Raw genomic sequence first — 16,618 nt, 5'->3', positions numbered from 1 at the left:
GGTGAGGTGAACAGTGCGAGGTGGGGCGGCCCGCCCCACCTCGTACTCGCACTCACACCGCGATGTACGTCACCGGCTCGCTTCCCGTCACCGCCTCCGCGCGCCCGAGCTTCACCAGCCGCCGCAGATGCGCCTCCGCCTCCGAGACGGCGATGTTCCGGGAACCGTGCGGGATCTGTTCCCAGGGCCGGTTCCACTCCATCCGCTCGGCCAGCTCCCACGGCGTCAGCGGCTGGGCCAGCAGCCCCAGCAGCCCGGTCAGCCGCTCCTCGTGATGGCCGAGGAGTTCCCGTACGCGTCCCGCCGCATCGGTGAAGGCGTACTGATGGGCGGGCAGCACCTCGGCGGCCCCGAGCCGGCCGATGCGCTCCAGCGAGTCGAGGTAGTCGCCGAGCGGATCGGTGACCGTCGCATCGTCCGGGCCCTCGTACAGCCCGATGTGCGGACTGATCCCCGGCAGCAGGTGATCCCCCGAGAAGAGCCGGCCCCGGCCCGGCAGATTCCCCGGATGCTCCTCCTCCAGGTGCAGGCACACATGCCCCGGCGTGTGCCCCGGCGTCCAGATCGCACGCAGCCTGCGCCCCGCCAGACCGAGCAGCTCACCGGGCACGATCTCCCGGTCCGGAAGCGCGGCCCGCAACCCCGGCAGGGTCCGCGTCCGCCCCCCGCCGGCCGCGGCGGCCCGCAACGGCGCGAGGTGCTCCTCGGGCGCGCCGACCGCGGTGAGCTTGGCCGCGAGATACGTCAGCCAGGTGCCGGGCCGGGACTCCCGGGTACGTCGCACGATCGCGGTGTCCGCCGCATGCATGGCGATCCAGGCCCCCGAGGCCTCGCGTACCTGCCCGGAGAGCCCGTGGTGGTCGGGGTGGTGGTGGGTGATGACCACCCCGTGGATGTCGGCCATCTCCGTACCGACAGCGGCGAGCCCGGACCCGAGCGTGTCCCACGCCTCGGGATCGTCCCACCCGGTGTCGATCAGGACCGGCCCCCGGTCGGTGTCCAGGACGTGCACGAGGGTATGGCCGAGCGGATTGTCCGGGATGGGCACCTTGATGCTGTGCACGCCCCCGCCGTGGTCGGTCACCTGCGTCATGAGGTCCCCATCTCTCTCGGCGACGTGCGGCTGCGATCCGTCGCGCCCGCTGTGGGTGCATCGCGCCCACTGTAACGAGAACTTGTTCCAGTAGTAGCCCTGGTCGACCATCTCGTCAGGGGTGCCGTCGTGGCCGTGGACTCCTGGAACTGGAACTGGTATCAGTTCTGACACAGAGTCAGATACCGAGTCGGGTAACGCACCGGGCCGCGGGAGGCAGCAGCCATGACCGAGCTTGTCGAACACGGAAAACTGTTCATCGGCGGGGAGTTGGTCGATCCGCTGGGCCGGGACACGATCGAGGTCGTCTCGCCGCACACCGAACAGGTCATCGGCCGGGTGCCGCACGCCTGCGAGGCGGATGTGGACCGGGCCGTCGCCGCCGGGCGGCGGGCGTTCGACGAGGGGCCCTGGGCGCGGACGAGCCTGGACGAGCGGATCGCGGTGGTCACCCGGATCAAGGACGGGTTCGCCGTGCGGTACGAGGAGATCGCCCGGGTCATCAGCTCGGAGAACGGCACCCCGTACACATCGAGCGTCATGGTGCAGGCGCTCGCCGCGATGATGGTGTGGGACGCGGCGATCACCGTCGCCCGCGAATTCCCGTACGAGGAACGGCGGGCCGGGGCGCTCGGGCCATTGCTGGTGCGCCGGGAGCCGGTCGGGGTGGTCGCGGCCGTGGTGCCGTGGAACGTTCCGCAGTTCACCGCCGCCGCCAAGCTCGCGCCCGCGCTGCTGGCCGGCTGCTCCGCCGTGCTCAAGGTCTCGCCCGAATCCCCGCTGGACGCCTACATCCTGGCCGAGATCGCCGCCGAGGCCGGACTGCCGGAGGGAGTGCTGTCGATCCTTCCGGCCGACCGCGAGGTCAGCGAGTACCTGGTCGGGCATCCCGGCGTCGACAAGGTCTCTTTCACCGGGTCCGTGGCCGCCGGGCGCCGGGTGATGGAGGTCGCATCCCGCAACCTCACCCGCGTCACCCTGGAGTTGGGCGGAAAGTCCGCCGCCGTGATCCTGCCCGACGCCGATCTGGACGCCGCCGTCGCGGGCATCGTCCCCTTCGCCTGGATGATCAACGGCCAGGCATGCGTGGCCCAGACCCGCATCCTCGTCCCGCGCTCCCGCTACGACGAGACGGCCGAGGCGTTCGCCGCCGCGGCGGGTGCGCTGAAGGTCGGCGACCCGCTCGACCCCGCCACCGAACTCGGTCCCCTCGTCGCGCAGCGCCAGCAGCGGCGCTCGCTCGACTACATCCGGATCGGGCAGGACGAAGGCGCCAAGATCCTCACCGGCGGCGGCCGTCCGGCGTCCCAGGAACGGGGCTGGTACGTCGAGCCGACCCTCTTCGGGGACGTCGACAACTCCATGCGCATCGCCCGCGAGGAGATCTTCGGCCCCGTCATCTGCCTTCTGCCGTACGGCGACGAGGACGAGGCCGTACGGATCGCCAACGACTCGGACTACGGGCTCAGCGGCAGCGTCTGGACCGCCGACACCGAACGCGGCATCGACATCGCCCGCCGGGTCAGGACCGGCACGTACAGCGTGAACACCTTCAGCCTCGACATGCTCGGCCCGTTCGGCGGGTACAAGAACTCCGGCCTGGGCCGGGAGTTCGGGCCCGAGGGGTACGGCGAGTACTTCGAGCACAAGATGATCCACCTGCCGGCCGGATACGAGGGGGCGTGATGGGGGACCGCTGGGCCGTCGAGGTCGACCGGCGCATCTGCATCGGCTCCGGGATGTGCCTGAACCACGCGCCGGGACGATTCGCGCTGGACTCCGCCCGGCAGTCCCGCCCGTCGGCCCCGGAGACCGACGCCGACGAGAAGGTCCTCGCGGCCGCTGAGGGGTGCCCGGTCGAGGCGATCACGATCACGCTGACCGACTCGGGGGAGGTCGTCTTCCCGCCCGAGGAGTAGGCGGGAAGACCCGACCGCGCCGGACACTGCTCAGGCCGTGCAGCCGCTGTCCGCGATCACGAAGTACCCCGCAGGTGACTCCTTCAGGGTGTGGGTGACGAAGACGTTGTACAGGCCCATGTTCTCGTTCGAGCCGTTGGCGTACACGGAACCGCCCGCGGTGCGGGCCCGGCCCGCCGTCACGTGCGCGTAGTTGGTCGCGGTGAAGCACTGCGCCGGTGTGCCGCCGGTCGTGGTCGCCGTCACCTGGGGCGAGGCGGTGCCGGGCGTGCCCGATCCGTCGATCGCCGCCACCGTGTAGCGGTACGCCGTGCCGGCGGTGAGACCCGGGTCCGTGTACGTCGTGGAGGCGGTGGCGGCGACCTTCGTACCGTTGCGGTGCACCGCGTACGAGGCCGCGCCCGGGACCGCGTCCCAGGACAGCGAGGCACTGTCCGCCGTGACGCCCGTGACGTGCAGGCCGGAAGGGGCGGGGAGTTGGTCGCCGCCGGGAACGTCCCGGTCCAGGCCCCAGAAGACGCCCGTGTAGTACGTCGAGCAGATCGCGTTCAGGAAGTACGCGGCCGTGCTCCCGCACTGCTCGGTGCCCGAGCCGGGGCTCACGGCGAGGCCGTGGCCCATGCCGGCGACGGAGTACGTGGCCACCGCGGGATTTCCCGAGGTGTCGTCGTACACGCTGCGGGTCGTGTTGCCGGGGAGGGTGTCCGTGGCCGACGGGGTCTGGCCGATGCCCCAGACGTCCGTCCACTGGTCGCGCAGGGCCGTGGCGTTGGCGGGGTACACGGTGTAGTCGGAGGTGCCCTGCCAGATCGCCACCCGGGGCCAGGGCCCCGAGTACCCGGGATGGGCGCCGCGCACCTTGTCGCCCCACTGCGCGGGCGTCAGCTTCTGCGGGCCCGTCTGGCAGCCGGACGCGCCCGCCTGGCTCGTCGCGCACTGGGCGGGCAGGCCCGAGGCCACGGAGCCGCCCGCGAACACGTCCGGGTACGCGGCCAGCAGGTCGGCCGTCATGCCGCCGCCCGCCGAGAGGCCGGTGACGTACACCCGGCGGCCGTCCGAGCCGTACTGCTGCTTCGCGTACTCCACCATCTGCACGATCGAGGCGGCCTCGCCCCTGCCCCTGGTGTCCTCGGCCGGGTCGAACCAGCCGAAGCAGGACAGGGCGTTGTTGGCTGACGTGGTCTGCGGGAAGACCACGGCGAAGCCCCACAGATCGGCGTACTTCGGCCAGCCCGAGGCCGTGTAGTAGTCGTTCGCGGTCTGCGTACAGCCGTGCAGGGCGATGACCAGCGGCGCGTTCGCGGGCAGGGCGGCGGGGGCGTACTCGTACATCTGCAGGTTGCCGGGGTTCGAGCCGAAGCCGGTGACCTGTTGCAGACCACCGGCAGCGGCGGCCGGCTGTACGGCTCCGGTCGTGCTGAGCGTCGCCGCGACGAGGGCGAGAGCGGCCGTGGAGGCGACGCGCCGCAGCAGTCGTCGCAGGATCGATGGGCGCACGGGTGCCTCCTGGGTGGGGGGTGGGGCCGTTCCGGCTCTTCGGGCAGTGCGGGCATGAGCTGTGGGGCGGACCCTAGGAGGCGGGGGCGGTCGCGCCCATGGGCCCGGCGGACACTCCCCGTTCCCGGCTGTGTGCGGCGCCGCCGTTGCGCGTCCGAAGGCCCTTGCCCCGGAGCGCACTCCAACATGCAGACTCCCGGTCAACGCCCGCACGGAGACGGGCTGCTGGGAAAGGACCCGCCATGCGCTACCGCACCATCGGCACGGACCCCGCCACCCGCCGGGAGGTGAGTGTGCTCAGCCTCGGCGCCATGTTGATGGGCACGCTCACCGACGAGGCGACCTCGTTCGCGACCCGGGCACCCGCGCCCGGCAGGCCGCGCTGCGGGCGGTGGCCGAGGAGACCGGGGCGACCGTCAACCAGGTGGTCCTGGCCTGGCTCATCGGCGGCGAGATCCCCTTCGTCCCGCTGGTCGGCGCCTCCTCGGTGGCACAGCTGGACGAGAGCCTGGCCGCGGTGGACCTGGAGCTGACCGCGGAGCAGCGGGCGGCACTCGACGCGGCGCACTGACGGCCCGCCGCCGGACCGTCCCATGTACGCCGCCACCATGCCGGCGTACGACGGTGTGTGCACCGACCCCGTGTGACATGGGCCCCGGCCTCCTTACGGTGACGGCCATGGAGACTCCTCAGCGCCCGGACCCCGGGCCCGCCCCGCTCACCGTCCCGCCGCCCGCGGACCCACCGCTCGCCGGCCGCACCGCGCTGGTGACCGGTGCCGCCAGCGGGATCGGGCGGGCCTGCGCCCAGGCCCTGGCGGCCGCCGGCGCCCGTGTGCACGTGGTGGACAAGGCCGCCGACGCCGCGAAGAGCCTGGCGGAAGCGATCGGCGGGACGGCGTGGGTGGTCGACCTCTCCGTCCCCGACACGGTGGACACCCTGCCCGCCGACGCGGACATCGTGGTCAACAACGCCGGGCTCCAACACGTCGCGCCCGTGCACGAATTCCCGCCGGACCGCTTCGCGCTGATCCAGCGCGTCATGGTGGAGACCCCGTTCCGCATCTTGCGCCGGACCCTGCCGGGCATGTACGAACGCGGCTGGGGGCGCGTGGTCAACATCTCGTCCGTGCACGGCCTGCGGGCCAGCCCCTACAAATCGGCCTATGTGACGGCCAAACACGCACTGGAGGGACTCAGCAAGGTGGTCGCGCTCGAAGCGGCGGAGCACGGGGTGACGAGCAACTGCGTCTGCCCCGGGTACGTACGCACCCCTCTGGTCGAGAACCAGATCGCGGACCAGGCCCGTACCCACGGCATCTCCGAGGAGGAAGTGGTGGGCCGGGTCATGCTGGAACGCAGCGCGATCAAGCGGCTGATCGAACCCGACGACGTCGCCGAGGCCGTGCTGTGGCTCTGCGGGCCGCGTACCGGGCACATCACCGGAACCTCGCTCTCCATGGACGGCGGCTGGACCGCCAACTGACCCCCGCCCCCTACGAATGCCGGCCGCCCATGTCTGAACCGTCCACCTCCGCCGCGCCCCATCTGCGACGCCTGCTCGACCTGCTGGCCGACGACGCCCCCGCCGAGGCGCTGGGCGCCGTCTCCTCGCAGGCGCGTGCCGCCGGGATACCCGCCGGCGATCTGGCGGAGGTGGAGCGGGCCACCGCCACCGCCCTGCGGATCAGGGACGCCCTGCGCCAGCACCGTCGCCGAGAGCTCCAGCTCACCGCGCTCTTCGACACCGCGGGCGACCTGGCCGCCTCCCGCGACCTGGACGAGGTGCTGAACGCGATCGTCCGCCGGGCCAGGATGCTGCTCGGCACGGACACCGCGTATCTCACCCTCCCCGACGAGGAGGCGGGGGACACCTACATGCGGGTCACCGACGGGTCGGTGTCGGTGCCCTTCCAGCGTCTCCGGCTGGAGCTGGGCGAAGGGCTCGGCGGGCTGGTGGCGCAGACCGCGAGCCCGTACGCCACCCACGACTACCGCACCGACGACCGCTTCCACCACACCCGCAACATCGACTCCGCGGTGCTGGACGACGGGCTCGTCGCCATCCTGGGCGTGCCGCTGCTCCTCGGCTCCAGCCGCGGCGGGACCGGAAAGGTCATCGGCGTCCTCTTCGCCGCCGACCGGGCGCCCCGCGTCTTCAGCCCCGACGAGGTCGCCCTGCTCTGCTCGCTCGCCGCGCATGCCGCGATCGCCATCGACACCGCCCGCGCCCTCGCCGACACCCGGTCCGCGCTGGACGAACTGGCCGGTGCGAACGCAGAGTTGGCGGAGGCCAACGCGGCGGTACGGGCGCACTCGGCGGCCATGCGGCGGGCCGAGGAGTCCCACGACCGGCTGACCGACCTGGTGCTGCGCGGCCGGGACGTCAAGGATGTCGCGGCGGCGGTCGCGGGGCTGCTGGACTCCCGGCTGACCATCCACGACCCGGGCGGGCGGCCCCTGGCGGCCGTCCGGCCCGACGGCGCGGACTTCGCCGCCGACGGCATGGACGCCGGATGGCTGGCCGAGACCGCCGAGGAATCCCGTACCGGTGCCCGCGCCGTGCACCGCGACGGCCGGTGGATCTGCGCGGTCCTCGCCGGGCGGGAACTCCTGGCCGGACTGGTCCTGCACCGGCGCGGGCAGCTCGACGACTCCGACCGGCGGCTGTTCGAGCGGGCCGCGGTGGTCACCGGACTGCTTCTGCTGCTGCGGCGCACCGTCGCCGAGACCGAGAACCGGATACGCGGTGAGCTGATCACCGACCTGCTGACCGACACGGACCGCGACCCGGCCGGACTCACCGAACGCGGCCGGCGCCTGGGCATCGACCTCGACCGTCCGCATCTGCTGCTGGTGGCCGAGGGCGGGGCCCGGGAGAGGCTGGCCCCCGCCGCGATGCGCTATCTGTTCGGCGGCGGCATCCACGGGGTGAGCGCGGAACACGCCGGGGCCGTGGTGCTGCTGGTGGAGGCCGATGGCCCCGGACCGGCCGCGGGCGCCGCGGCACGCGCGGCGGCCGCCCAGCTCGGTCAGCTCGCCCAGACCCCCGTCACCGTCGCCGCCACCGGCCCGGCGCGCGGCGCCAGGGAGCTGGCCGCCGCGTACGGGGAGGCCGCCCGCTGCCTGCGCGCGATGCGGGTCCTCGGGCGCACGGGGGAAGGGGCCTGCGTCGAGGAACTCGGCTTCCTGGGCGTGGTGCTGGGCAACGCGCAGGACGTCGACGGCTTCGTATCGGCGACGCTCGGGCCACTGCTGGAGTACGACGCGCAGCGCGGCACGCACCTGGTGCGCACCCTCGACGCCTACTTCGGATCCGGGGGCAGTCTCGTCCGCGCCAAGGACGAACTCCACGTGCACGTCAACACGGTGGTGCAGCGGCTGGACCGGGTGCAGGTGCTGCTGGGGCGCGACTGGAACGAGCCGGGGCGAGCCCTGGAGCTCCAACTCGCCCTGCGGCTGCATCTGTTGACGGGCGGCCGGGAGCGGTAGGCGCTGCCCCGGCCGCCCTGGGCGGTGGGTGTCCTCAGGCGCCGGACAGGTCCAACAGGCGGCGTGCGATCTCCTTGCCGCCCGCGTCCCCCGTCAGCACCGTGTAGTGGTTGACGTCCCGGACCGGCACCGGCGTCACCCGCGTACCCCCGAGGTCCGCCGCCGCCAGCCGGGTCTCGTCGTACAGGCCCTGCTCCTCGTCCATCAGGCCGCGCTGCGCCCACAGCAGCGTCGCCGGAACGGGCAGCTTCCGTACCGCCGTCAGCACCTCCTCGTCGAAGAGGCCGATGCCGTCGGTGCGCACCGCCTCGATCCGGCAGGTGGAGCGCATGGCGGGTTCGTCCCCGCTCAGATCGCGCTGGATGTACGCGTCCACCTCGTCCGACCAGGCATCCGCGAACGCGGGGTGCGCCTGCCAGAACGAGCGGTACGCGGCCCGGTCGGGGAAGGTCATCGACAGCCGGTCCATGGCCGGGCCGATCACGGCGGTCATCAGCTCGTCCGGGGAGAGGTGCGTGGGGGCGGGGAAACCGATGCCGCCGTCGACCAGCAGCAGTGGCCCGAACCGCTCGGGGTGCCGTACGGCGGCCAGCGCCGCCACGAACGCGCCCATCGAATGGCCCGCCAGCACCACCCGGCCCGTGCCCAGCGCCGCGGCCACGGCGGCCGCGTCGTCGGCGTGCGCGGCGATCCCGTACGGACCCGGCAGCGCCGAACTCCCGGCCCGGCCGCGCAGATCCGGCGCGACCAGGGTGACGCGTCCGTCCAGCAGCCTCGCCACCGGACCCCAGGACAGCGCGTTGGCCGTGATGCCGTGCAGGGCGACGACGACCGGCGCGCCGGGCTTCCGGGCCGGCCACCGCAGTACCGCCAACTCACCCCCGGCCACGGGTACTCGTACCTCTTCGTAAGCGATCACGGGCGCACGTTCTCCTTCCGGGACTTCCTGTCCGTGGGTGTTTCGGTGCCGGCGGGCCCGCGGCGTACCGCGGCCAGCCGGGACGGCAGCCGGGCCAGGCCGCCGGGCAGCAGGTGTACCACGGCCACGAACAGCACACCGAGCAGGAACAGTGGCTGGGAGAGCGGCACCCGCAGCACTGCGGGCAGATCGGCGACCGCGCCCGATCCGGCCAGGTCGCCGAGCCGGTGATCGGCCCAGGTGTAGAGGATGCCGCCGGCCATCGGGCCCCACCGGGTGCCGGATCCGCCCAGCACCACCATCACGAGCAGGGACAGGGTGAAGTCGGAGGTGGTCGTCTGAGGGGTCGAGCCGCCGGTGAGCAGCAGGTGCACCAGACCGCCGAGCGCGGCCAGGGCGCCCGCCAGGACGAAGGCCGTGAGCTTGAACCCGTACGGCTTCAACCCCAGCACCTCCACCCGGCGTTCGTTCTCCTTGATGCCCTCCCAGACGCGCCCGGTGGGGGAGTTGACCGCCCGGTGGACGACGGCGAGCGTCAGGACGAGGTAGGCGAGGGCCAGCCAGTAGAGGTTCGCGGTGTTCTCGATGCCGACCAGCCCGGACGGCAGCAGGTCGGCGGGGGCGGCCCGGCCCTCCTCGCCGCCGGTCAGACCGCCGGGGTTGCGGGAGACCAGGATCGATCCGGCCTGGGCGAACGCCAGCGTCACCATGGAGAAGCCGATGCCGGTGACCCGCAGGCTCACCGACCCCAGGACCAGTGCGAGCACGATCCCGCAGCAGACGCCGAGGAGGGCGGACACGGCGAACGGGAGGCCCGCCTCCAGCAGGAACATGTTCGTGGCGTAGCTGCCCGCCGCGAAGTAGAGCGCATGCCCGAAGGAGAGCAGCCCGGTACGGCCGAGCAGCAGGTCGTATCCGGTCGCCAGCGCGCCGAACAGCAGGCAGGTGGCGAGGAGTTGGAGACTTCCCGGGCTGCCCAGCGGACCGTCCAGGAGCCCCGGCAGCGGCAGCGCGCTGAAGGGGGCGAGGGCCAGGGCCAGCAGTGCGGCGGCGGGCCACCAGCGGCGCAGCAGCCGGGCGGTGTTCCCGGGGGCCTGCGCGGCCGGGTGTTCCTCGCCGGCGCGGTGGTGTGTCTCGGTGGCGGTGCTCACGCGAGCCTCCCGGTCAGTCCGCGCGGCCGTACGAGCAGCAGCGCGGCGAGCAGGACGACGACGGCCAGGTCGCCGAGGCCCGCTGCGGTGTAGTAGTTGGCGAACTGCTGGACCAGGCCGATGACGACGGACGCCACGGCGGCGCCGCTCACCGACCCCATGCCCCCGGTGACCACCACGACGAACGCGAAGATCAGCAGCGAGGTGCCCTGACGCGGGTCGACCGAGCCGAAGTACAGGCCGCCGAGCGCCCCGCCGAGTGCGGCCACGCAGCCGCCGATCGCGAAGACGAGGGTGAACGCCTTCCGCACATCGATGCCGAGTGCGGTGACCATCGCCCGGTCCTCGACCCCGGCCCGTACGACCAGACCGTGCCGGGTGCGGCCGAGGAAGAGCCGCAGCGCCACGAGCACGACGACCGCGGCCGCGACCAGCACCAGCCGGTTGACCGGCACCTGGGCGCCGAACAGTCCGAAGGTGCCGGACAGCGCCTTCGGACCCGGGAAGGTACGGGCGTCCGAACCCCAGATGCCCGACAGCAGGGCCGGGACGGCGAGCCCCACCCCGACCGTGGCGAGCACCTGCTCGCGCGGCCGGGTGTACAGCGGCCGGACGACGGCGAGTTCCAGCAGCACGGCGGCCGCGGTGCCCACCGCCGTACCGAACAGGACCGCGAGGGCGAAGCCCGCCCCGCCCGGACCGGCGCCGGGCAGATTGCCGGAGGCCGCCCACCAGGTGCCGTACGCGCCGATGGACAGCAGCGCCCCGTGCGCGAAGTTGAGCACGTCCATCAGGCCGAAGATCAGTGAGAGTCCCGATGCGATCAGGAAGTAAAGGGCTCCCAGACCGAGTCCGGTCATGGTGAGCAGAACGACGGTGGACATCAGGAATCCGCCTCCACGGAAGGTGCTTCGGTGGCCGGGCCGTGTCCGACGCCCAGCAGCCGGCGTGCCGTCTCCGCGTCGCCCAGCAGTTCGGCGGCCGGCCCCTGGTGGGCCGTCCGGCCGTCGGCGAGCACCGCACAGTGCCGGGCCAGGCGCCGCACGACGGCGAGGTTCTGCTCCACGAGCAGCACCGGCACCGCCTCGGCGGCCCGCTCCAGCACCTGGGCGACCTCGGTGACCACCTTGGGCGCCAGGCCCTTGGTGGGTTCGTCGGCGATGATCAGCCGGTTGCCGTTGAGCAGGGTGCGGCCGATCGCCACCATCTGCTGCTGCCCGCCGGACAGCGTTCCGGCCAACTGCCGCTCCCGGCGCTTCAGTTCGGGGAACAGCTCATGGACGAGTCCGTACGCGGGCTCGCCCGCGCCGCGCCGCTCGGCCAGCCGCAGGTTCTCCGCGACGGTCAGCCCGGCGAAGATGCCGCGGTCCTCGGGCGCGTACCCGATGCCCAGCCGCACCACGGTGTGGGTGGGCATCGACACGGTCTCCTCGCCGTCCAGCCGTACGCTGCCGGTGCGCGGGACGAGGCCGAGCACGCCGCGTACGGTCGTGGTCTTCCCGGCACCGTTGCGGCCGAGGAGCGCGGTCACTCCGTGCCGGGCGACGTCCAGGTCGACGCCGTGCAGGATGTGCCGCCCGCCGATCAGGACCCGCAGGTCCCGTACGGCGAGCAGGGTCCCGGTGGTCACAGCCCCTCCCCGAGATAGGCCTGCTGGACGGTCGGGTCGGCGGTCACTGCCTCGGGGGTGTCCAGCGCCAGCAGCCTTCCGTGGTGCATCACGGCGAGCCGGTCGGCCAGCCCCAGCAGGACGTCCATGTGGTGCTCGACCATCAGCACGGTGCGGCCCTCGTCCCGGTGCAGGGTGCGGATCAGTTCGGTCAGCGCGGGGACCTCCTCCGCACTCACCCCGGCCATCGGCTCGTCGAGCAGCATGAGGCGCGGCTCGCCCACCAGCAGCACCGCGAGCTCCAGCTTCCGCTTCTCGCCGTGCGACAGTTCGGCCGCCGTCGCCCGTGCCCGGTGGCCGAGACCGGTGCGTTCCAGTACGCCGTCCACCTCGGCGGTGTACCGGGGCGCCCGCCGCCACAGCCGGTAGGAGCCGCCCCGGGCCGCCTGGGCGGCCAGCCGGACGTGGTCGGCCACGCTCATGGCCGGCCAGAGGCTGGACGTCTGGAAGGTGCGGCCGATGCCGCGCCGTGCCCGCGCGTGCGCGGGGCTGGCCGTCATGTCCGTGCCGTCCAGTGCGATGGTGCCGGACGTGGCCGTGGTCAGCCCGCTGATCAGGTTGAACAGGGAGGTCTTGCCCGCCCCGTTGGGGCCGATGAAGGCCAGGAACTCGCCCTCGTGGACGCTCAGTGTGACGTCCTCGACGATCGTCGCCCCGCCGACGCCCCAGCCGAGCCCGGTCAGTCGGAGCACCGGGGTGGTGCTCCGCGCCCCGGCCGCGCGCCCCGCGGTGATGTCCGGTACGGCCATCGGTCAGCCCGCCGAGGGCTTCGCGGGCGGCGCCACCTCGTCCATCGGCGCGGTGCTCACCAGCTCCGGCCGGGCACTGGCGCCCTTCCCCTTGAGCTTCGCGACGAACATCGGCTGCACCAGGGCGTGGTCCTCGGCCCGGACCTGCTCCTTGCCCTTCACCCCGTCGAAGCTCCAGCCCTCCAGGGCCTTCACCATGGCGGTGGTGTCGGTGGCGCCGCCCTTCTCGATCGCGCGCACCACCATCTGCGCGGCGGTGAAGCCGTCGGGGGTGAACAGGTCCGGGGTACCGCCTGCCTTGGTGACCGAGTCGAGCATGGACTTCTCCACGGTGTTGCCGCCGCCCGCGCCGGGGAAGTAGTGCGCCAGGAACGACACCTTGGAACCGGCGTCGCCGAAGACCGGGTACGAGGCCGTTCCGGCGAGGCCCGTGACGACCTTGCCCGCCTCCAGCACGCCTTGCTGGTCCAGCGCGGTCCACAGCGCCGGTGCGGTCGAACCGGCCCAGGCGACGAAGACCAGATCGGGCCCGCCCGCCTTCACCTGCCGGGCGAACGGGGTCAGGTCCGTGGCGCTGGGCGGAGCCAGTACGGAGCCGACCTTTGCGCCCTTGGAGCCGAGGACGGCCTTCACGGCGGTGACATTGGCCTGGCCGAACGTGGAGTCCTGGGCCAGCACCGTGACCTTCTTGCCCTTGGCCTCGCCGAGCATCGTCCCGGCGGTGAGGATGTCCTGGTAGGACTGCCGGCCCGAACGGAAGGTGTAGTCGTTGATGCCGGTCACGGCGTCGGTGGCGGCCGGGCCGCTGATGTACAGCACCTTGTTCTGGGCGGCGAGCGGTGCCATCTGGAGGGCCACGCCGGAATCGGTGGTGCCGGCCAGCACCTTGTAGCCCTTGCCGATCAGGTTCTTGGCCGCGGAGACCGCCTTGCCCGGATCGCCCGCGTCGTCCTGCTCGGTGACCTCGATGCGGTGCCCGGCGACCTTCCCGGTGCCCTTCGTGGCGTGGTCCAGGCCCGCCATGAACCCGTCGCGGTACTGCTTCCCGTAGTCCGCGAGGAGCCCGGTCCGGGAGTACACCAGGCCCACCTTGACGGTCCCGTCCTTCGCGCCCCCGCCGGAAGAGCCGCTCTCGCCCGCCTTTCCGGCGGCGGTGCAGCCGGCCAGCACGAGACCGGCGGAGGTCAGCGCGACGACGGTGGAGAGGGATCTGCGGTGACGGACGGTGCCTATGGCTCTGCGACGCATGGTGACCGGCTCCTCGGCGTGTTCATGTGATGTCGCCGAACCGTATGAACACCCTGCCGCCGTCGACATGGTGCAGGGCCCCCCACCTGACGCGGTGCGCATGTGGGGGCCGCACATGCGCCGAAACCGCGGGCCGCGCCGGGGAACCGGATCGTACGGTTCCTCCGGCGCGGCCCGGTACTCGGTGTGCGCGTCGCGGGCGGTGGCCCGTCACATCGCGCTGATGCCCTGGATCGTGGCCACGGTCACGCCGAGCAGGGCGAAGGCGATGCCGACGCTGCCCATCACGATGCCGGCGACCGCCTGGCCGCGGCCGCCGCCCTCGCCCCGGTCCGCCATGCGCCTGGCCGAGATGCCGAGGCACAGCGCGATGATCGGCAGGATGATCGGGATGAGCACCAGGCCGAGGATGCCGAGCACCATCGAGGCAGTCGCCTTGCCGCTGGGCAGCGTGGCACCGCCGGGGTACCCGTAGCCGGCCGGGGGCTGGGCGCCGTATCCCGGTCCGCCCGGGGCCTGCGTCCCCGTCGCTCCGCCTGCAATGCCTGACTGGTCAGCCATGTCTTCCTCTCCGTCGGTGCTGGTCATGACCATGATCTGGTCATGACCATGGTAAGGAGCGGCTTGTGGCCCTTTCGGTCAGAACGGTGAGGGGAGTGTGATGAAAACGCCGCGAAACGGGGCCCTGTGTGCTATGGGGCTTCCGTGGGTTTCGTCACGTCGATCAGCCGGCACACGGTATCGATGTCTATCTTCACCTGGGCGATCGACGCCCGCCCCGACAGCCAGGTGATCAGCGCCGAGTGCCAGGTGTGTTCGATGACCCGGACCGCGGACAGCTGTTCCGGCGTCGGATGCTCCAGGCCCATCGCGTCCAGGATGATCGCCGTCGTGATCCGCGAGACGGTGTCCACCTCCGGGCTGACGCTGCGGTCCGCGAAGGTCAGCGCCCGCACCATCGCGTCCGCCAGATGCGGCTCGCGCTGGAGTGCGCGGAAGGCCCGCATCAGGGTGTCGGCGACCCGCTGCGCCGGGTCCTGGCCGGCCGGGGGGCGTTTGTGCAGGGTCGCGTGCATGTGCTGGAGCTGGTCCTGCATGGTGGCGACCAGCAGATGGATCTTGGACGGGAAGTAGCGGTACAGCGTGCCCAGGGCGACCCCGGCCTCCTCCGCGACCTCACGCATCTGCACCGCCTCGAAGCCGCCCCGGCCGGCGAGCTGGGCGCTGGCGTGCAGGATGCGGCGGCGGCGGGCCTCCTGCCGTTCGGTCAGGGGCGGCGATGCCGGCTTGGCTTCCGCTGTCATGTGTCCCCATCCATGGCTTCTGTCCGCGACCGGAGGGAGGCGCTCGGTCTCCCGGGGGCGCACAGCATGCCAGCGTGCCCGGTGGTGGCGCGAATCACCTGATCCGGCACGTTGCACCGACGCTACCTGCCGGTAGATTCGTAGCTCATTGAACGATCCAGTCTGAAACTTGTTCTAGATTAGCGTGAGCGGTTACGCTCCGGCGAACACGCAGTGAGAAGGGGGCCGAGTGTGACCGCTGAGGCCATAGAGTCGGGCCCCCGCACGGGCAGCGACACGTCCGGCACCGCCGACGAACGTCCGTTGCGCATCGCACTCCTCACCTACAAGGGCAACCCCTTCTGCGGCGGCCAGGGTGTCTACGTACGCCACCTCGCCCGCGAGCTCGCCCGCCTCGGCCACAGCGTCGAGGTGATCGGCGCCCAGCCCTATCCGGTGCTCGACGAGGGCGTCCCGCTCACCGAGCTGCCGAGCCTGGACCTCTACCGCCAGCCCGACCCGTTCCGCACCCCCAAGCGCGGCGAGTACCGGGACTGGATCGACGCCGCCGAGGTCGCCACCATGTGGACCGGCGGCTTCCCGGAACCGCTCACCTTCAGCCTGCGCGCCCGACGCCATCTCGCCGCCCGCCGCGGCGAGTTCGACGTCATCCACGACAACCAGACCCTCGGCTACGGGCTGCTCGCGGACCTCGGCGCCCCGCTCGTCACCACGATCCACCACCCCATCACCGTCGACCGGCAGCTGGACCTGGACGCCGCCGAGAGCCGCCGCCGGCGCGCCTCCGTACGCCGCTGGTACGGCTTCACCCGCATGCAGAAGCGGGTCGCGCGCCGGCTGCCGTCGGTGCTCACCGTCTCCGGCTCCTCCAAGCAGGAGATAGTCGACCACCTCGGGGTGCGCCAGGACCGCATCCACGTCGTGCACATCGGCGCGGACACCGATCTCTGGTCGCCCGACCCCTCGGTCGCCGAGGTGCCCGGCAGGATCGTCACCACCTCCAGCGCCGACGTTCCGCTGAAGGGCCTCGTCCACCTCGTCGAGGCGCTCGCCAAGCTCCGTACCGGGAACCCGAAGGCGCACCTCGTGGTCGTCGGCAAGCGGGCCGAGGACGGACCGGTCGCCCAGGCCATCGAGCGGCACGGACTCCAGGACGCCGTCGAGTTCGTCAAGGGCATCAGCGACGCCGAACTCGTCGACCTGGTGCGCGGCGCCCAGATCGCCTGCGTCCCCTCGCTGTACGAAGGCTTCTCGCTGCCCGCCGCCGAGGCCATGGCCACCGGCACCCCCCTGGTCGCCACCACCGGTGGCGCGATCCCCGAGGTCGCGGGCCCGGACGGCGAGACCTGCCTGGCCGTCCCGCCCGCCGACGCCGGGGCACTGGCCGACGCGCTCGCCCGGCTGCTCGCCGACCCGGAGCTGCGGGCCCGGCTCGGTGCCGCGGGCCGTGACCGGGTGCTCTCCCGCTTCACCTGGAAGCAGGCCGCCATCGGCACCGCCGCGCTCTACCGCGAGGCGATCGCCGCCCGGTCCGGCGCCACGCGCCCCGGCGGCCGTCGTTGACACCGCCGCCCTTTG

General features: G+C 72.5%; 15 protein-coding genes and 1 pseudogene. 6 read left to right on the top strand and 10 right to left on the bottom strand.

The features are described from left to right. Nucleotides 1-52: 52 nt before the first annotated feature. Nucleotides 53-1,093, bottom strand: coding sequence for an MBL fold metallo-hydrolase (locus tag OG978_RS13105; RefSeq protein WP_326765399.1), 1,041 nt, complete (start codon nt 1,091-1,093; stop codon nt 53-55). A gap of 225 nt (nt 1,094-1,318) precedes the next feature. Here OG978_RS13105 and OG978_RS13100 point away from each other — a divergent pair, with 225 nt between their 5' ends. Together OG978_RS13100 and OG978_RS13095 are read left to right on the top strand one after the other, a co-directional pair. Further along, the gene (locus OG978_RS13100) at nt 1,319-2,779 is read left to right on the top strand and encodes an aldehyde dehydrogenase (protein WP_326765398.1); all 1,461 of its coding nucleotides are present in this window, start codon (nt 1,319-1,321) and stop codon (nt 2,777-2,779) included. Beyond that, a complete protein-coding gene (locus tag OG978_RS13095; protein ID WP_326765397.1) occupies nt 2,779-3,012 on the top strand; it encodes a ferredoxin in 234 nt (77 codons plus the stop codon). The genes OG978_RS13100 and OG978_RS13095 overlap by 1 nt, the downstream gene beginning before the upstream one ends. 30 nt (nt 3,013-3,042) lie before the next feature. Here OG978_RS13095 and OG978_RS13090 read toward each other — a convergent pair whose 3' ends face one another. Next, entirely contained in the window at nt 3,043-4,509 is a 1,467-nt protein-coding gene (locus tag OG978_RS13090; protein WP_326765396.1) for an extracellular catalytic domain type 1 short-chain-length polyhydroxyalkanoate depolymerase, read from the bottom strand. Nucleotides 4,510-4,864: 355 nt separating this feature from the next. Here OG978_RS13090 and OG978_RS13085 point away from each other — a divergent pair. From OG978_RS13085 to OG978_RS13075, 3 genes and pseudogenes are all read left to right on the top strand, one after another. Next, nucleotides 4,865-5,080: pseudogene (locus tag OG978_RS13085) on the top strand (aldo/keto reductase); the annotation flags it as partial. Between the two features lie 107 nt (nt 5,081-5,187). Then, nucleotides 5,188-5,994 (top strand): 3-hydroxybutyrate dehydrogenase, encoded by an 807-nt coding sequence (locus OG978_RS13080; RefSeq protein ID WP_326765395.1) that lies wholly within the window; start codon nt 5,188-5,190, stop codon nt 5,992-5,994. A 29-nt stretch (nt 5,995-6,023) separates the two neighbouring features. After that, nucleotides 6,024-8,000 (top strand): helix-turn-helix domain-containing protein, encoded by a 1,977-nt coding sequence (locus tag OG978_RS13075; RefSeq protein ID WP_326765394.1) that lies wholly within the window; start codon nt 6,024-6,026, stop codon nt 7,998-8,000. A 34-nt stretch (nt 8,001-8,034) separates the two neighbouring features. Here OG978_RS13075 and OG978_RS13070 read toward each other — a convergent pair whose 3' ends face one another. The 8 genes from OG978_RS13070 to OG978_RS13035 all read right to left on the bottom strand — a co-directional run bounded on the left by OG978_RS13070 (nt 8,035) and on the right by OG978_RS13035 (nt 15,040). Next, nucleotides 8,035-8,919, bottom strand: coding sequence for an alpha/beta hydrolase (locus tag OG978_RS13070; RefSeq protein ID WP_326765393.1), 885 nt, complete (start codon nt 8,917-8,919; stop codon nt 8,035-8,037). Continuing rightward, on the bottom strand, nt 8,916-10,070 hold the full coding sequence (locus tag OG978_RS13065) for a branched-chain amino acid ABC transporter permease (RefSeq protein ID WP_442817679.1): 1,155 nt from the start codon (nt 10,068-10,070) through the stop codon (nt 8,916-8,918). The genes OG978_RS13070 and OG978_RS13065 overlap by 4 nt, the downstream gene beginning before the upstream one ends. Next, nucleotides 10,067-10,954: a branched-chain amino acid ABC transporter permease gene (locus OG978_RS13060; protein ID WP_326765392.1), complete on the bottom strand. Its 888-nt coding sequence runs from the start codon at nt 10,952-10,954 to the stop codon at nt 10,067-10,069. Before OG978_RS13060 ends, OG978_RS13065 begins: the two co-directional genes overlap by 4 nt. Next, nucleotides 10,954-11,700, bottom strand: coding sequence for an ABC transporter ATP-binding protein (locus OG978_RS13055; RefSeq protein ID WP_326765391.1), 747 nt, complete (start codon nt 11,698-11,700; stop codon nt 10,954-10,956). The genes OG978_RS13060 and OG978_RS13055 overlap by 1 nt, the downstream gene beginning before the upstream one ends. After that, nucleotides 11,697-12,488 carry an ABC transporter ATP-binding protein gene (locus OG978_RS13050; protein ID WP_326765390.1) on the bottom strand — a complete coding sequence of 264 codons (792 nt, stop codon included), beginning with the start codon at nt 12,486-12,488 and terminating at the stop codon, nt 11,697-11,699. Before OG978_RS13050 ends, OG978_RS13055 begins: the two co-directional genes overlap by 4 nt. 3 nt (nt 12,489-12,491) lie before the next feature. Then, nucleotides 12,492-13,736, bottom strand: coding sequence for a substrate-binding domain-containing protein (locus OG978_RS13045; protein WP_326765389.1), 1,245 nt, complete (start codon nt 13,734-13,736; stop codon nt 12,492-12,494). A gap of 210 nt (nt 13,737-13,946) precedes the next feature. Further along, nucleotides 13,947-14,297, bottom strand: coding sequence for a DUF4190 domain-containing protein (locus OG978_RS13040; protein ID WP_326765388.1), 351 nt, complete (start codon nt 14,295-14,297; stop codon nt 13,947-13,949). A gap of 131 nt (nt 14,298-14,428) precedes the next feature. Next, entirely contained in the window at nt 14,429-15,040 is a 612-nt protein-coding gene (locus OG978_RS13035; RefSeq protein WP_326765387.1) for a TetR family transcriptional regulator, read from the bottom strand. Nucleotides 15,041-15,271: 231 nt separating this feature from the next. Between OG978_RS13035 and OG978_RS13030 the strand changes: the two genes are divergently transcribed. Then, on the top strand, nt 15,272-16,603 hold the full coding sequence (locus OG978_RS13030; protein WP_326765386.1) for a glycosyltransferase family 4 protein: 1,332 nt from the start codon (nt 15,272-15,274) through the stop codon (nt 16,601-16,603). Nucleotides 16,604-16,618: the final 15 nt, after the last annotated feature.

Source organism: Streptomyces sp. NBC_01591, assembly GCF_035918155.1.
Lineage (GTDB): Bacteria > Actinomycetota > Actinomycetes > Streptomycetales > Streptomycetaceae > Streptomyces.
The sequence above is the reverse complement of the archived record's forward strand: the minus strand, read 5'-3'. Positions and strand labels throughout refer to the sequence as shown.

Excerpts from the sequence above, each read along its gene's own strand:
- OG978_RS13080 (WP_326765395.1), top strand. The coding sequence starts at position 5,188 with ATGGAGACTCCTCAGCGCCCGGACCCCGGGCCCGCCCCGCTCACCGTC.
- OG978_RS13050 (WP_326765390.1), bottom strand. The coding sequence starts at position 12,488 with ATGGCCGTACCGGACATCACCGCGGGGCGCGCGGCCGGGGCGCGGAGC.
- OG978_RS13045 (WP_326765389.1), bottom strand. The coding sequence starts at position 13,736 with ATGCGTCGCAGAGCCATAGGCACCGTCCGTCACCGCAGATCCCTCTCC.
- OG978_RS13095 (WP_326765397.1), top strand. The coding sequence starts at position 2,779 with ATGGGGGACCGCTGGGCCGTCGAGGTCGACCGGCGCATCTGCATCGGC.
- OG978_RS13100 (WP_326765398.1), top strand. The coding sequence starts at position 1,319 with ATGACCGAGCTTGTCGAACACGGAAAACTGTTCATCGGCGGGGAGTTG.
- OG978_RS13035 (WP_326765387.1), bottom strand. The coding sequence starts at position 15,040 with ATGACAGCGGAAGCCAAGCCGGCATCGCCGCCCCTGACCGAACGGCAG.
- OG978_RS13060 (WP_326765392.1), bottom strand. The coding sequence starts at position 10,954 with ATGTCCACCGTCGTTCTGCTCACCATGACCGGACTCGGTCTGGGAGCC.
- OG978_RS13105 (WP_326765399.1), bottom strand. The coding sequence starts at position 1,093 with ATGACGCAGGTGACCGACCACGGCGGGGGCGTGCACAGCATCAAGGTG.
- OG978_RS13040 (WP_326765388.1), bottom strand. The coding sequence starts at position 14,297 with ATGGCTGACCAGTCAGGCATTGCAGGCGGAGCGACGGGGACGCAGGCC.
- OG978_RS13075 (WP_326765394.1), top strand. The coding sequence starts at position 6,024 with ATGTCTGAACCGTCCACCTCCGCCGCGCCCCATCTGCGACGCCTGCTC.